Annotated in this window: 15 protein-coding genes and 1 tRNA gene; 5 read left to right on the top strand and 11 right to left on the bottom strand. The window is 69.3% G+C overall.

The window, feature by feature from the left end; all coding sequences use genetic code 11:
* Positions 1–3: 3 nt before the first annotated feature.
* A complete protein-coding gene (locus WDW90_RS23375; RefSeq protein ID WP_336489856.1) occupies positions 4–291 on the bottom strand; it encodes a hypothetical protein in 288 nt (95 codons plus the stop codon).
* Between the two features lie 230 nt (positions 292–521).
* On the opposite strand from WDW90_RS23375, the gene hrpB reads away from it, so the two are divergent.
* Positions 522–2,996, top strand: coding sequence for an ATP-dependent helicase HrpB (hrpB, locus tag WDW90_RS23370; RefSeq protein WP_336489855.1), 2,475 nt, complete (start codon positions 522–524; stop codon positions 2,994–2,996).
* A gap of 185 nt (positions 2,997–3,181) precedes the next feature.
* Complete coding sequence (locus WDW90_RS23365) at positions 3,182–3,538, top strand: hypothetical protein (protein ID WP_336489854.1); 357 nt, start codon at positions 3,182–3,184, stop codon at positions 3,536–3,538.
* A gap of 196 nt (positions 3,539–3,734) precedes the next feature.
* Here WDW90_RS23365 and WDW90_RS23360 read toward each other — a convergent pair whose 3' ends face one another.
* From WDW90_RS23360 to aroA, 4 genes are all read right to left on the bottom strand, one after another.
* On the bottom strand, positions 3,735–4,508 hold the full coding sequence (locus tag WDW90_RS23360) for a hypothetical protein (protein ID WP_336489853.1): 774 nt from the start codon (positions 4,506–4,508) through the stop codon (positions 3,735–3,737).
* A 173-nt stretch (positions 4,509–4,681) separates the two neighbouring features.
* Positions 4,682–4,837: a hypothetical protein gene (locus WDW90_RS23355; protein ID WP_336489852.1), complete on the bottom strand. Its 156-nt coding sequence runs from the start codon at positions 4,835–4,837 to the stop codon at positions 4,682–4,684.
* A 19-nt stretch (positions 4,838–4,856) separates the two neighbouring features.
* On the bottom strand, positions 4,857–5,483 hold the full coding sequence (cmk, locus tag WDW90_RS23350) for a (d)CMP kinase (protein WP_336489851.1): 627 nt from the start codon (positions 5,481–5,483) through the stop codon (positions 4,857–4,859).
* An 8-nt stretch (positions 5,484–5,491) separates the two neighbouring features.
* A complete protein-coding gene (aroA, locus tag WDW90_RS23345; RefSeq protein ID WP_336489870.1) occupies positions 5,492–6,841 on the bottom strand; it encodes a 3-phosphoshikimate 1-carboxyvinyltransferase in 1,350 nt (449 codons plus the stop codon).
* Between the two features lie 261 nt (positions 6,842–7,102).
* On the opposite strand from aroA, the gene WDW90_RS23340 reads away from it, so the two are divergent.
* Together WDW90_RS23340 and WDW90_RS23335 are read left to right on the top strand one after the other, a co-directional pair.
* The gene (locus tag WDW90_RS23340) at positions 7,103–7,489 is read left to right on the top strand and encodes a TIGR02300 family protein (protein ID WP_336489850.1); all 387 of its coding nucleotides are present in this window, start codon (positions 7,103–7,105) and stop codon (positions 7,487–7,489) included.
* 190 nt (positions 7,490–7,679) lie between these two features.
* Positions 7,680–7,755, top strand: a tRNA-Ala gene (locus WDW90_RS23335).
* A 249-nt stretch (positions 7,756–8,004) separates the two neighbouring features.
* Here the strand turns inward: WDW90_RS23335 and WDW90_RS23330 are convergent.
* Positions 8,005–8,742 (bottom strand): Crp/Fnr family transcriptional regulator, encoded by a 738-nt coding sequence (locus WDW90_RS23330; RefSeq protein ID WP_336489849.1) that lies wholly within the window; start codon positions 8,740–8,742, stop codon positions 8,005–8,007.
* A 167-nt stretch (positions 8,743–8,909) separates the two neighbouring features.
* Between WDW90_RS23330 and WDW90_RS23325 the strand changes: the two genes are divergently transcribed.
* Positions 8,910–9,626: an HWE histidine kinase domain-containing protein gene (locus WDW90_RS23325; RefSeq protein WP_336489848.1), complete on the top strand. Its 717-nt coding sequence runs from the start codon at positions 8,910–8,912 to the stop codon at positions 9,624–9,626.
* 21 nt (positions 9,627–9,647) lie between these two features.
* Here WDW90_RS23325 and WDW90_RS23320 read toward each other — a convergent pair whose 3' ends face one another.
* The 5 genes from WDW90_RS23320 to WDW90_RS23300 all read right to left on the bottom strand — a co-directional run.
* Positions 9,648–10,013, bottom strand: a complete 366-nt coding sequence (locus tag WDW90_RS23320) for a response regulator (protein ID WP_336489847.1) — start codon at positions 10,011–10,013, stop codon at positions 9,648–9,650.
* Complete coding sequence (locus WDW90_RS23315) at positions 10,010–11,914, bottom strand: PAS domain S-box protein (RefSeq protein WP_336489846.1); 1,905 nt, start codon at positions 11,912–11,914, stop codon at positions 10,010–10,012. Before WDW90_RS23315 ends, WDW90_RS23320 begins: the two co-directional genes overlap by 4 nt.
* Before the next feature lie 295 nt (positions 11,915–12,209).
* A complete protein-coding gene (locus WDW90_RS23310; protein WP_336489845.1) occupies positions 12,210–12,491 on the bottom strand; it encodes a hypothetical protein in 282 nt (93 codons plus the stop codon).
* A gap of 85 nt (positions 12,492–12,576) precedes the next feature.
* Complete coding sequence (locus WDW90_RS23305; protein WP_336489844.1) at positions 12,577–13,794, bottom strand: coiled-coil domain-containing protein; 1,218 nt, start codon at positions 13,792–13,794, stop codon at positions 12,577–12,579.
* Positions 13,795–13,979: 185 nt separating this feature from the next.
* Positions 13,980–14,379 (bottom strand): ribonuclease H family protein (locus tag WDW90_RS23300; RefSeq protein WP_336489843.1); only part of this gene is annotated, 400 nt, incomplete at its 5' end.

Here is a 14,379-nt window from a genome sequence, read left to right as displayed (position 1 = left end):
CACTCAGTAGCGCGGGCCGCCGGACGTGTTGCCCTTCTGCTGGGCATAGCCCGGGCGCTCGGGGTTGCGGGCATTCGGGTTTCCGTGTCGCAGGCTGTTCCGCATGTGGTGGCGGCGCCAGGCGCGGTGGTGGTGCAGGCTGCGGTGGTGCCTGCGATACACCACCCCCGTCGTGGCGGCCTCGCCTGCGACGAGGCCCGGGGCCGGCATGGCGGGCGCCGCGGAGGCCGCGTGCAGGCTGAGGCCGCCGAGCGTCAGGCCGGCTGCGAGGGTGAGAGCGAGCTTTGTCATCCAATCCATCCGTTCGCGCGCATCCGCGGCGCGCCAGCCCGACAAAGCCCGCTTATCGGCCGAGTTCCGGCGCCCGATATAGAATTTCCGTGATCGGCGACACGCAGAATGTGCGGATTGTTTGATGTTCCGGAACGTCGGGCAGTCGATTCCGGTGGAAGCGGGCCGTTGATCGCGCACAGGCCGTTTGAGGTTGTATTTTGCGCGATCCCGCGCCACGAGCCAGGCCCATGCCACCCGCGGACGCGCTCCTCCACGACCCTCTCCCGATCGATGCCGTCCTGCCGGATCTCGGCGCCGCGCTCGCCTCCGGCAGCGCGGCCGTCCTCGTGGCGCCGCCCGGGGCCGGCAAGACCACCCGGGTGCCGCTCGCGCTCCTCGATGCATCCTGGCTCGATGGCCGCAAGCTGATCCTGCTTGAGCCGCGCCGGCTCGCCGCGCGCGGCGCGGCCGAGCGCATGGCCCGCACGCTGGGCGAGCGCGTCGGCGAGACGGTGGGCCTGCGCGTCCGGCTCGGCTCCAAGGTGTCGGGCCGCACCCGGGTCGAGGTCGTCACCGAGGGCGTGTTCACCCGCATGATCCTGGATGATCCGGAACTCTCCGGGGTCGGCGCCGTGCTGTTCGACGAGTTCCACGAGCGCTCGCTCGACGCCGATCTCGGCCTCGCCTTCGCGCTCGATGCGCAGGCCGGCCTGCGGGAGGACCTGCGCATCCTCGTGATGTCGGCGACCCTCGACGGCGCGCGGGTCGCGCGCCTCCTCGGGGCGGCGCCGGTGATCGCGTCGGAAGGCCGCGCCTTTCCGGTCGAGACACGACATCTCGAGCGCGATCCGAACCGGCGGATCGAGGAGGCGATGACCGACGCGATCCTGCGGGCGCTCCGGTCCGATCCCGGATCGGTGCTGGCCTTCCTACCCGGTCAGGCCGAGATCCGGCGCGTGGCGGAGGCCTTGGCCGAACGGGTCGATGCCGCGACCGAGGTCGCGCCGCTCTACGGCGCCCTCACGCAGGGCGAGCAGGACCGCGCCGTGGCGCCGGCCCCGCCGGGCCGGCGCAAGGTCGTGCTGGCGACGAGCATCGCCGAGACCTCGCTGACCATCGAGGGCGTGCGGATCGTAGTCGATTCGGGCCTGTCGCGGGTGCCGGTCTACGAGCCCGGGATCGGGCTGACCCGCCTCGTCACCGCCCGCGCCTCGCGGGCCTCCGTCGACCAGCGCCGGGGCCGCGCCGGGCGGACCGAGCCCGGCCTCTGCTGGCGGCTCTGGTCGGAGGCCGCCACCAACGCCCTGGAGCCCTTCACCCGGCCGGAGATCCTGGCGGCCGACCTCGCGGGGCTGTTGCTCGACTGCGCCGCCTGGGGCGTCGCCGACCCGACGGGGCTGCCCTTCCTCGACCCGCCGCCGGCGCCGGCGCTGACGGAGGCCCGCGCGATGCTGCGGGACCTCGCGGCGATCGACGGCGACGGGCGCCTGACGCCGGAGGGCCGGCGCCTGCGCGGGCTGCCCCTGCCGCCGCGGCTTGCCCGCATGGTGGTGAGCGCCGCCGAGTCCGGGCAGGCGCGGGCGGCGGCCGATCTCGCGGCGGTCCTGGTGGAGCGGGGCCTCGGCGGCGACGGCGTCGATCTGGCCGAGCGCGTCGAGCGCTTCCGGCGCGAGCGCGGCGGCCGGGCCGGCGACATGCGGCGCCTCGCCGAGGGCTGGGCGCGGCAGGCGGGGGGCGCCGGGGCGGCGGAGCCTGCCGAGCCCGGCGCCCTGCTGGCGCTCGCCTATCCGGACCGCGTCGCCCGGTCCCGCGGCCGGGACGGCGAGTTCGTGATGGCGAACGGGCGGGCCGGCCGGCTCGACCCCGCCTCGCCGCTCGCCCGCGAGACCTTCCTCGTCGTCGCCGACCTCGCGGGCACCGCCGCCCATGCCCGCATCCTGGCGGCGGCCGCGATCGCCCCGGAGGCGATCGAGGCGCTGTTCGCCGACCGGATCGAGGCCGGAACGCAGGTCGGCTACGACAGGAGCGCCCGGGCGCTGCGGGCGCGTGCCGTACGTCGCCTCGGCGCCGTCAGCCTCGGCGAGCGCACCCTGCCGGTGCCGGCCGACCTCGCGAGCGCCGAGACCCTGGCCCGCGGGATCGCGGAGGCCGGTCTCGACGGCCTGCCCTGGACCCCGGCGCTCAGCCAGTGGCGGGACCGCGTGCGGTTCCTGCGGGCCGCCGAGGGCGCGGAATGGCCGGACCTCACGGACGCGGCGCTGGCCGGGAGCGCGGCGGAGTGGCTCTCGCCGGCGATCGTTGGCCGCACGAGCCTCGCCGCGATCACGGCGGACGACCTCGCGCAGGCCCTCCACGGGCTCCTGCCCTGGACCCTGCGCGCCCGGCTCGACGCCGAGGCGCCGACCCATATCGAGGTCCCGACCGGCTCGCGCATCCCGATCGCCTACGATGCCGGCGCGGAGCCCGTTCTGGCGGTGCGCGTCCAGGAGCTGTTCGGCCTCGACCGCCACCCGGTGGTCGGCGGCGGCCGCGTGCCCCTGGTGCTCCACCTCCTCTCGCCGGCGCAGCGCCCGATCCAGATCACCCGCGACCTGCCGGGCTTCTGGCGCGGCTCCTGGGCCGCGATCCGCTCCGAGATGCGCGGCCGCTATCCCCGCCATCCCTGGCCGGAGGACCCGCTCAGCGAGGCGCCGACGCGCCGGGCGAAGCCCAGGGGCACGTGATGCGATCGCTGCGGCACCGAAGCGACCAGGCGGCAAGGGCATCGATCGCGTGCTCCGACCCGCCCGGCCCGCGGCTCGACAGCGTCGTCCGCGAAAACATCTGATCAATCGTCGGAACTGAAATTTCTGATTGATATTCGCCTTACACTATGTCTGTATCGAGGGACCTTACCAAGAGATTCCAGATGCCGAACTACACGCAGGACGAGAAGTCGGAAGCATTGCTTCAGCTTCGCAAACAGTTTCCCGATCTGTCGGATGCCGACTTGCGCGCGGCTATCGAGGGCTCCAAGTTTTCGGTTCCGCCGCAGAAAGGCGGTCGTCATGGCAAGCGGATGATCGGCCAGATCGAGAGCACTCTCGCCGAGACCGACGACAGTCCCGATCTGACCGAATGCTTGACCGTTGCCAAGGATGCGTTCGACATCGCCATGGAGACGGCCGCTGCCATCCAGAACGCCACGGCGCGACTTGTGGCGGAGACCGTCGCGCGGATCGCCTACGCGGTCGGCAAGGCGTATTGCCGGGCGGAGCATGGGTGAGCGCGGCCGACCCGACGAGCTGATGGCGCGGGCATTCGGATCCGGCGCGGCTCCCGCATCCGGTCCGGGCTTGGCGGTTCCCGCGTCGCGGCGGGCGCCGCGTGCCCTCTCCCCGCGGGGCGGGGCGAGGGACTGCGCGCGGTGCGATGCGTGAACGTGTCGGGGCCAGGCGGGAGCGGCGGCCGCTCGCGCCGCCTCAGTCGCGGGCTCCGAAGTAGAACGGGCCGAAGGTCCATTCCTTGCCGCGCGGTTCGTAGCCGCTGACCCGATTCGAGCCGACGACCTTGTTGCCGATCGACAGCGTGTAGGCCGCGTCGATGCTCCAGTTGCCGACGATCTCGATCGCCTTGCCGGCCGTGTTGACGATCCGCACGTGGGCAACGCCGCGCTCGGAGGCATTCGGCCCCTTGAAGCGTTTCTGGATCGTCTGCGTCTTTCCCTCGCCGGGGCGGAACATGTACGGCGTCTGCCCGATGAAGACGACCACCGTGTCGTTCCAGACGGTGCTGATATCGATCTTCATCGGCCAGTCGGTGCTGGCATCGACGATCTCGAAAGCCTCGCCCGCTCTCGCTAGCTCGATGTCGGTGATCGTGACGTCGCGCTGCTGGGCCTGCGAGTTCAGGAATTCGAGCAGCCACTCGAACCCCTTGCGGGCGACGATGTCGATCAGCGCCCCGACGAGGTCGGGCGATTTCTGATCGGGGTTGCTCAGGACCTTGAATCGGTAGCCCTGCCCGCTCAGGAGCGAGCGGCCGGCGAAGCGGCCGGTGACGCGGACGCGGTTGCCGTCCGCGAGCGGCGCCGTGTCCATCTCGCCCGCCAACTCCTCAGGGGGGCTGATGCCGAGCTCCGCGAGTTCCGCGGGCGACAGGATCCGCCCCTGATCGTCCGCCTCGGAAGCCGCCCCGGACCGCGGCCCGACCTCCACGCCGTCGAGCGACAGCTCCCTATCCGTTCCGATTGCCATTCCGCCCCCCGCCGAGTCTCGGCGCCCGCTTCGGTCTCGAGCGCGGGCGCTCACGCGGCGACTCGACCCCCGCGCTCAGAATGATGGGCGATATTCGTCGCAATTGAAATACGATTCTACGAACGAATACAGAAAATCTTGACACGTAATTGAGCCTTGTCGCAGTCAATGCACTAAATGGTTTTATCGACGTCCGAAAAAATAAAGCCAGTCAGAATGTGTTGGCCGGCAGTACGTCTAAAATAACCATCAATATCGGTTGAGCAAGTCTGCGCGGCGATATCGACCTGTACTGCGCCGAGCGATCGGGCGCAGACCTGCTTGACCACCGGCGCTCCCGGCGCGCCGTCAATGCGCGCGTGCCCGATCCACCACCGCCCGCGCCGCCGTGAAGGCCTCGTCCGCGTCGAGCTCCGTCGTGTCGAGCAGGACGGCGTCGGCCGCCGCCCTGAGGGGCGCGGTCGCCCGCGAGGCGTCGCGGGCATCGCGGGCCTCGATGTCGGCGAGGATCGCCGCGAGCGTGACCGTCTCGCCGCGCTGGCTCAGCTCGCGGTGGCGGCGGCGCGCCCGCTCCTCGGGCGCGGCCGTGATGAAGAGCTTCACGCGCGCGTCGGGGCAGACCACCGTGCCGATGTCGCGCCCGTCGAGGACGGCGCCGACCGCGTTGCCGGCGAAGCGCTGCTGCCAGGCGAGCAGCGCGGCGCGCACGGCCGGCACCGCCGAGATGCGCGAGGCCGCCTCGCCCATGGCCCGCTCCCGCAGGCGCGGATCCGCGAGCCGGTCGGCGATGAGCGCCTCGGCGGCGCGCGCGGCGGCCGCCTCGTCGTCGAGCGGGTATCCCGCGTCGAGCATCGTCAGGGCCACGGCCCGGTACAGGAGCCCGGTATCGAGGTGCGGCAGGCCGTAATGGGCGGCGAGCCGCTTGGCGAGGGTGCCCTTGCCGGACGCGGCGGGACCGTCGATCGCGATGACCATCGGCGCGCTCAAGCCCGGATGATTCCGCCGAGCGCCCGCATGGTCGGCAGGAAGCTCGGGAAGCTCGTGGCGATCATGGCGCCGTCATCGACCGTCACCGCCTCCCGGGCGGCGAGCCCCATGACGAGGAACGCCATGGCGATGCGGTGGTCGAGATGCGTCGCCACCGTGCCGCCGCCGCGCGGCGCGCCGCCGTCGCCGTGCACGACGAGGTCGTCACCCTCGATCAGGTGGGCGACGCCGTTGCGCCCGAGCCCGTCCGCGACCGCGGCCAAGCGGTCGGATTCCTTCACCCTGAGCTCGTGCAGGCCCCGCATCCGGGTGGTGCCCTGCGCGAAGGCGGCGGCCACCGCCAGGATCGGGTACTCGTCGATCATCGCGGGGGCGCGCTCGGGCGGCACGTCGACGCCCCTGAGGCGGCTCGCGCGCACGCGCAGGTCCGCCACCGTCTCGCCGCCCTCCTCGCGCTCGCGCAGGCGCTCGATGTCGGCGCCCATCTCGAGGAGCGTCGTGATCAGCCCGGTGCGCAGCGGGTTCATCATCACGCCCTGAATCGTCACCTCGGAGCCCGGCACGATCAGCGCCGCCACCAGCGGGAAGGCCGCCGAGGAGGGATCGGCCGGCACCACCACGTCGGTGCCCCGGAGAGTCGGCTGGCCGGCGAGCGCGATCCTGCGCCCGTGCCCGCCCTCGCCGTGGCGCTCGACGCTCACCTCGGCGCCGAACAGGCGCAGCATCCGCTCGGTGTGGTCGCGCGTCGCCTCGCGCTCGATCACCGTGGTGATGCCGGGCGCGTTGAGCCCGGCGAGGAGCACCGCCGACTTGATCTGGGCGGAGGCGGCCGGCGTCTCGTAGGTGATCGGGATGGCCTCGCGGGGGCCGCGCAGGGTGAGCGGCACGCGCCCGCCCTCGGCCTCGTCGAGCACCTGCGTGCCCATCCGCACGAGCGGGTCGAGGATGCGCCGCATCGGCCGCTTGCGGAGCGAGGCGTCGCCGTCGAAGGTCGCGGTGACGGGCTGGCCGCCGACGACGCCCATCATCAGCCGCGAGCCGGTCCCGGCATTGGCAAAGTCGAGGGTACCGTCCGGGTCCGACAGGCCGCCGATACCGACGCCGCGCACCAGCCAGCGCCCCTCGCCGAGCCGCTCCACCCCGGCGCCGAGCGCCTTCGCGGCGGCAGCCGTCCGCAGCACGTCGTCACCCTCGAGCAGGCCCTCGACCCGGGTCTCGCCGATCGCGAGGAGGCCGAGGATCATCGCCCGGTGCGAGATCGACTTGTCGCCGGGCGGGCGGAGCGCGCCGCGCAGGGCTGCGCCCGGCGAGGCGGTGAGGGGCTGGGGCTCGGAATCGTGCGACACGGGCTTCAGGACTTCCGGATCGAAGGCGGCCACGAGCCGGGATGCTGACGCGGCCCGGCTCCTCTCGTGGCGGCCGGTTATCATGCCGGCCGGCGCCCGTCATCCGGCCCGGACCCGATCCCCGGCGGCCGCCTCCGAAAACGGCGCCGAAATCCTGCGAAACCGATGGCGCAGCGCGAAAATTCCGGCCTATTTGACACGAGCGCGCGGCCCGACTAACGGGGCGCCTCTCCCAGACCCCCACCTTAGAGGTTTTCGCTCGTGGCCAGACCGGAACTCGGCTTGAAGCGTCAATGCATGAGCTGCGGCGCGAAATTCTACGACCTCGATCGCGACCCCGCGATCTGCCCGAAATGCGGCACCGTCTACCAGGCCGTCGCGTCGAGCCGCGTCGCCGCCCCGGCGCTCGCCGCCCGGCAGCAGGCCGAGGAAGACGAGGAGACGGACGACAAGGGGCCGGAGCTCGTCTCGCTCGACGAGGTCGAGGCGGCCGAGGACGATGCCGAGACCACGAGCGACGACGACACGGATTCGGATGCCGACACCAGCGATGACGGCGACGACACCTTCCTCGAGGAAGAGGATGCCGGCGACGACGACGTCTCGGACCTGATCGACGGCGACATCGAGAACGACGAGGAGAGCTGAGGCCTGTTGCGGATGCCCCGCGCCGGCTCCGGAGCGCCGGGCGCGAACTCGCCGAGCCGACGAAAAAAGGGCGAGAAAGGGGGTTGAGTCCGGGCCGAGGCCCGCCTATAGAACCGGCCTCGCCGGCGGGCAACGAGCCCGGCGGCGAGACGAACTCCGCGGGTGCTCCAGCCGCCGCGGTGGAATGTGTGGGGCCTTAGCTCAGCTGGGAGAGCGCTTCCATGGCATGGAAGAGGTCATCGGTTCGATCCCGTTAGGCTCCACCATCCCCCCTCTCAATTCGATTTTATTAGTGCCATCAACGGGTTAGGCGGGGAGAGGCTTCGGCTGCGTACCCCACAAAGTACCCGGCTTGCGTACCCCAGGTCCCCGTCGCTGACGGATGCGCCTGATGGTAGCGACCGTTGCCCATGGCTGCTTCAGGACCACCATGGAGCGTGAAGCAGATGGCGATTCGGCGCTCGGAAGTCTGCGGCTGCGGCCCAATGCTCGGCCCCTCTGCTATTGGCTCAGGTTCACGCAGCGCGTCCTTTTAGATGGAGATAGGCCGGGTCGAACTCCGCGGCCCCCGCAAGGCGCTGCCACTGCTCGATCACCAGCTCGCCGCCCCGCAGGCTGATCAGCCCTGAGCCACGCATGTCCTGCAGCACGCGGTTGACGTGCACGTTCGACAAGCCCAGCGCATCGCCCAGATCAATCTGCGTGATCGGAAACGGGCAGCGGTGCTCGCTGCCGAGCCCCACCGCCTGCTGCCGCACGTACAGCTCGCAGAACAGGTGCGCCATGCGCTCGTAGGCTGGCCGGCGCCCTACACCCGTAAGCCAAGCCCGGTAGGTGGCTGCGGCGATCAGGAGGTCGCGCCAGAACAGCGCCGCAACGCCAGGGAAGTGCGCGATCAGCTCGCGCAGGCTCTCGTGCGGGATGAAGGCCACAGTCGCTTGGGTCAGCGCGCCGATGCTGTGGTCCATCATGCCCGCGTGCAGGCTCTCCAGATCGGGAATGTCGCCGGCGATGTGCAGCGACAGGATCTGGCGCCGGCCCATGCTCAACATCTTGTAGCGGCAGGCCCAGCCGTTCAGCACGAGGCCGCTCTGGCTGGGTCGGTCGCCCTCTTGCACGATGTCCTGCCCGGGGCCGAGAACCCGTGTCTTCACCGGCAAGCTCTCGATGGCTTGCTGCTCCTCGGCCGTGAGCCGGCCGATGCTGTCGAGCTTGCGCAGAAGCATGGTCAGGCCGTGATCGGGCGGCAGCATGGTCCCTCTCCCTCGTCACAGGCTGAGCCGCATGACTCCAGGATCAACGTGCGAGAAGCAACTCAGTTGGTTTCGGTCAGAACGGCGTTGTGCTCGATGAGGTCGTTCGTGCGGGAACAGGCCACGTCCGCTCGGGCTTTCCCTAAGGAGGGCCACCCTCGGAGGCGATGCTGAACGCCAATCACACTGATCTGCACCGCGAACTGGAGGCGGCCAACGCCCGGGCTGCTGAAGCCGAGCGCCGTTGCGTCACGCTGCAGAACGACAAGCGCCAACTCGTGGGCGAGTTGCAGCACCAGGTGCGCAACCTCTTGGCGGTGGTGCGCTCGGTCGCGCGCCGCTCGGGCGAGACCAGCGAGAGCGTCGAGGCCTACAGGATGCACCTCGACGGACGGCTCACCGCGCTCGCGCGGGTTCACGGCGCGATGGTGGTCGACCCGCACGCCAAGCTCGACCTGCACACGCTGATCTCGGATGAGCTTCTGTCCTACCAGGCCAAGGAGGGCGAGCAGGTGGACCTGTCCGGCCCCCGCATCCTGCTGCAGCCCCAGGCTATGAGCCCGCTGGCTCTCGCCTTCCACGAGCTGGCCACGAACGCGGTCAAGTTCGGGGCACTCACCCGTGACGAGGGGCGCATCAGCGTGTCGTGGCAGCGCAGCGATGGTCCCGAGCCGCGCCTCGTGATCACCTGGCGCGAGCGGGGCGGCCCGCCTGTCTCGCCCTCTGCGCGCAAGGGCTTCGGCCTGACGCTGTTCGAGCGCGTGCTGCCCTACGAGCTGCAGGCCCAAGCGAGCCTGAGCTTCGCGCCGACGGGCTTGAGTTGCACGATCGAGCTGCCGCTGTCGGAACGGGTCGTTGCGGACGAGGCGAGCGCGACCGTCTGAGCCGCCCGGCGTGGCGGACCGTCAGGCAAATAGCGCCTTGGCGACCTGCGCCAGCTCCAGGGGCTTCTCGCAGTGGCGCACGTCAGCATAACGGGCCGGGATCATGGTCTTGTCGTAGCCGGTGGCGAAGATAAAGGGCACGCCGCGCGCCCGCAGGGCCTCGGCCACGGAGTAGACCAACTCGTCCTGCAGGTTGATGTCGAGCACCGCTCCATCGATCTCGGGCGTCTCCGCGATCACCGCCAGTGCCTCGTCGACGCGGGGAATGGGCCCCAGCACCTCCGCTCCACCCGCCTCGAACTGCCGCCGCAGATCGTCGGCGATGAAGTACTCGTCCTCCACGACAAGCACGCGGCGGCCGGCGAGCGGGGTGGTGGCAGACGTCATGAGCTGGCCTTGCTGGTGCGTGCGGTGAGCGGCAGGTCGATGGAACAACGCAGCGACGTCGCGCCGAGTTCGTAGCTCGTCCTGGCCTGCAGCACGTAGGGCAGCGCCTGCTCGATCAGCTCGCGCCCGTAGCCGCGCCGGATTGGGCTCCGCTCTTCGGACAATCCGCCGATGCCCTCCTCCACCCACTCCAGAGCCAAGCGCCGACCTTCCCCCTCCGTCACATTGTCGTGCCACCTCACCGTGAGCCGCCCCTGATCGCTGCCGAGCGCGCCATACTTTTGAGCGTTGGTGGCCAGCTCATGCAGCGCCAGCGCCAACGTCTGCACGCTCCCCTTGCGCAGGGTCACTCTAGGTCCCTCCAGCACGATGCGCTCCCGCAGGTCCGCGGCTCCGAGCGCATCGAGTTCGCTCTCGATCAGGGCCCGGATGGTGATCGGCTCCTGGTCTGCGCGGGAGAGCAGGCCCTGCACACGCGAGAGGGCGGCCAAGCGGTCGTTGAAATGGTTGCGGAATGCCTCCAGCGAGGAACTGGCCCGCATCGTCTGCTCCGCGATAGAGCGCACGACCGCGATGAGGTTGCGGGTGCGGTGCTGCAGCTCGGCGACGACGACGGCCTGCTGCTCCTGAAGCTGGCGCAGGTCGTTGATGTCGGTGGAGGTGCCCAACCACTCGATGATGCGTCCCTCATTGTCGCGCACTGGCGCGGCACGAACGGCGAACCAGCGGTAGCTCCGCTCAGCGATGTGGCAGACCCGATACTCAGCGCTAAACACGCCTGTGGTCTCGGCCTTGCGCCATGCTCCAACGGCAGCGGCACGATCATCGGGGTGGAGCGCGTCCAGCCAACCGAAGCCATGGCTCTGTTCCGCAGGCAGACCCGTATAGGCTATCCATTGTGGGCTTACCCATGTCCGATGGCCGCCGTTCATCGCTCGCCAGACGAGTTGTGGCATGCCCTCGATCAGCGCCCGCTGACGGGCCTCGCTATCGCGCAGAGCCTCTTCGGCCTTGCGCCGCTCGGTGATGTCCTGGCCGATCTTCAGGAAGCCCCGCAGCGAGCCGTCCGGATGGTGCAGTGTCGTTGTCATCCCCTCGATAAACACGCGCGAGCCATCCTTGCGCAGGTGCCAGCGCACGTTCGGCGCAGAACCCTCGCGGCGAGCCGCCTCGATCTCCTTCTCGTCCTCACCTGCTTCCCGGTCCTCGGGCGTGAACAGCATGCTGCTGGGCTGGCCCGCCGCCTCTTCGGCCGACCAACCGAACACGGCCATTGCGCCAGGGTACCAGCCGATGATCCGGTCCTCGGGATCGGTGGTGAAGATCGCATAGTCGCGCGCATTCTCGACCACGAGCCGGAAGCGCTCCTCGGTGGAGCGCAAGGTACTCACCTGCTTCAGGCGGTCGACCACCGGGCCCAGGATGGTGGCGTAGGTGCGCAGGAACTCGATGTCCTGCTGGCTGAACTCGCGCGGTTCGGTCGCGTCCACCTGTAGCAGGCCATAGGCTCTGCCGCCGGGCAGGAAGATCGGTACGTTGACCAGCGCGACGACGCCGGCCTCCTTCATGAACTCGGGGACCTCGAAGCGCTCCTCCTCGTGGATGTCCTGCGTGATGACAGGCCTGGCTACCTTGATTGAGAAGGTCTCAGACGAGCGCTCGCCCATGGGCAAATGTAGTTCGCCCACGATGCCCGGGGTCCACCCGACACCGGCGCGCACGAACAAGCATTGGCCGCCCTCTTGGATCTCCAAGACCTTGGCGCGATGGGTACCGAAGGCCTCGCCCACGAGCCTGCAGGCTTCGGTGAGCACCTCGTTGAGGTTCTCGCTGCGCAGGGCGAACTCACCGAAGTCGGCCAGCACCTGCTGGCGCTTCATCATCCACTCAAGGCCCGGCATCGCGGCTCCTCGGCATCAAGCGACAGTCGACCGTCAGCGGGGAGCTACGGTCCTGAATTCCGCGCAGCACCTCCATCACTTGTGTGAACGCGCGAGCCGGTGCTGGGGCCTAGGCCCGTCAATAAGGGTGTCAGTTTGTCAGGCCGTCTATGGCCTCCCCCAACAACCCTCTCGCAACAGTCCATGGTGTCGAACACAGCGGTCGCGTCATCATCTCGCTGGGCACCGGCAATGATCGTCTGGATGAGGAGGAAGCCCGCCTTCATTCACCACTCCAAGCGCGCGACGGCGGCACCTACTGGCGCCCTGCCATCAGGTCGTGCGTCAGCACCGTGAGTTTGCCAATCAGGCTCGTGACATCGCCTCGCTGGCAGGACCACTGTGTTCCGACCGCCTCGCCATCCGACGATACGGAGACGACAGCGACGGAGCGGAGCTTGCCCTCACGCGCAAGCGCGAGCTGCTCCTGAAGGACTTCGATGACGGAGGCGACATCTTCATCCGCCTCCACGGGCGCAACGCGCGGTGTGAAGGCCACGACCGAGGCGCTCGTAGGCGAACGCTCTGCCTTGCTCATCCTGCTTCCCCTCGTTGCGATCAGTTGCGCGAGGTGATCGCGAGGCAATGCGCGAGCAGTGTGGCAGCTTGGGTGTCCGGCCGTCTCACCTCGGCAACTGGCTTGGGGGAGGGCCAGAGCCGTCCGGCCGACCGGGGGTCGAAGAGGTCTCTGCTGGCCCACTCTCGTCCTGCTTGCCCGGAGCGGTGCCGTCCTGGGCTGGCTGACCCGAGAGCTGCTGTCGTGTGTCGGCGAGCTTGCTCTGGGCATCCACGAGTTCTTGGCGCGTCGCGCTGAGAAGCCTATCCAGCTCCGCAAGCTCCTTGTTCCGTGATGCCAAGCTCTCGGCCAGGGTCGCGAGCTGCGCTTGAGCCTCGGCTTGCTTCTTCTGGAGTGCCTCTAGCTCAGAGGTCTGGCTCTGCCGATCTGCGCTCAACCGCTTCACCGCGTCTTCCACCTGACCGCGCTCGGCCTTCAGGCGATCGCGCCCGGACTGGGCGGTGGCAGCATCCTTCTGGGCAGCCGTCAGGGTATCTCGGAGTTGCTGGAGCTGCTGCTCGGTCTCCTTGATGGCAGCCGCGAGCTGATCGCGATTGGTCGTAAGTTCGGCAATGGCTTGCTGCACCTCACCGCGCTGGTTATTCAGCCGCTCAGTCTCAGCCCGGGCATCAGCCAGCTCCTTCTGGGCGGCTGCGGCAGCCTCGCGAGCCTTCTGCTGGCTCTGCTCCGCCTGCGCCAGTTCGGAGGACTTGGCCGCGGCCTCCTGTGTGAGCTTGGTCAGGTCATCGCGGAGCATGGCTTCTTGCCGGCGTGCATCCTCAAGCCTTCGTCCCACATCAGCAAGGTCTTGCGTCCGTGCTTTGGCGTCCTGCTCCGCACTCGTGACCGTCCCCTGCAGAGGAGCGAGCTTCTGCTCCGTCTGCTGAACCTGTGCTTGCAGGTCGGTGAGCCGCTGGGCTTGGCTGCCTGCAGCTTGCTCCGCCTCGGTAGCCTTCTGCTCGGCCTCCTTCCGGCGCAGCTCCAAGTTCGCAATCTGCTCTTGCGTCTGCGTGATGGTCTGAGTGGCTTGCTGGCCCTGCTTCTCGGCCGCAGCGATCTTCGCCTGCAGATCGGTCAGGGTGCCTGACATGGCTCTCTGGCGGGCCAGCTCGTTCTGAGCTGCGGCATTGTCGTTCTGAAGGGTGCTGATCTGCTGCTCGTATTCACGCCGCACATTGCTGTGCCGGATAGCCATGACGATCAGAAGGGCCAGCAGCACCGCAGTCGCGATGACAAGAGTGAGCGGGATGGGCCGGCGCAGTTCCGACCGGGTATCGAGGGCCATGGCTCTGTCTCGCAGGTTCAGCACGAAGGCACGAACTAACGCGAAACGAGAGCGCGGAGGTCCAGCTCAAGCCGCGCAGGGTAGGCTGCAGACGCTATACCCGAAGGCGGACACTCCACGGGCGCACGGAGCACTCGTGGGATCTTGCTTAGCCCAACGTGCCGAGCAGCAGCCCAACTCGCTCCCTACGTTGTGGCCCGCTCAAGTGAGCCTGCACATTCTGCTTCTCGGCTCGCGATCCTGTCCACGCGCTCGTTCAGTTCGTGCCCGTTGTGCCCCCTCACCCACCTCCAGGTGACACTCCGGTGCCGCGATACAGCCGCCTCCAGGGCCTGCCACAGCTCGGCATTGGCGACCGGCTTCTTGTTCGCTCCACGCCAGCCCTTGACCTTCCAGCCGGGTAGCCATTCGGTGATGCCCTTGATCACGTACTGGCTGTCGCCCAGCATGGTGACCACAGCGCCAGGGCTGAGGGCGTTCAGCCCAGCGATGGCAGCGGACAGCTCCATCTTGTTGTTCGTGGTGGCAGCCTCCCTGCCCTTCACGATTTTCTCGCGTCCCGTGCGGGTGTTGATGAGGATGGCT

It is taken from the genome of Methylobacterium nigriterrae (genome assembly GCF_037106235.1).
GTDB classification, from domain to species: domain Bacteria; phylum Pseudomonadota; class Alphaproteobacteria; order Rhizobiales; family Beijerinckiaceae; genus Methylobacterium; species Methylobacterium nigriterrae.
The sequence above is the reverse complement of the archived record's forward strand: the minus strand, read 5'-3'. Positions and strand labels throughout refer to the sequence as shown.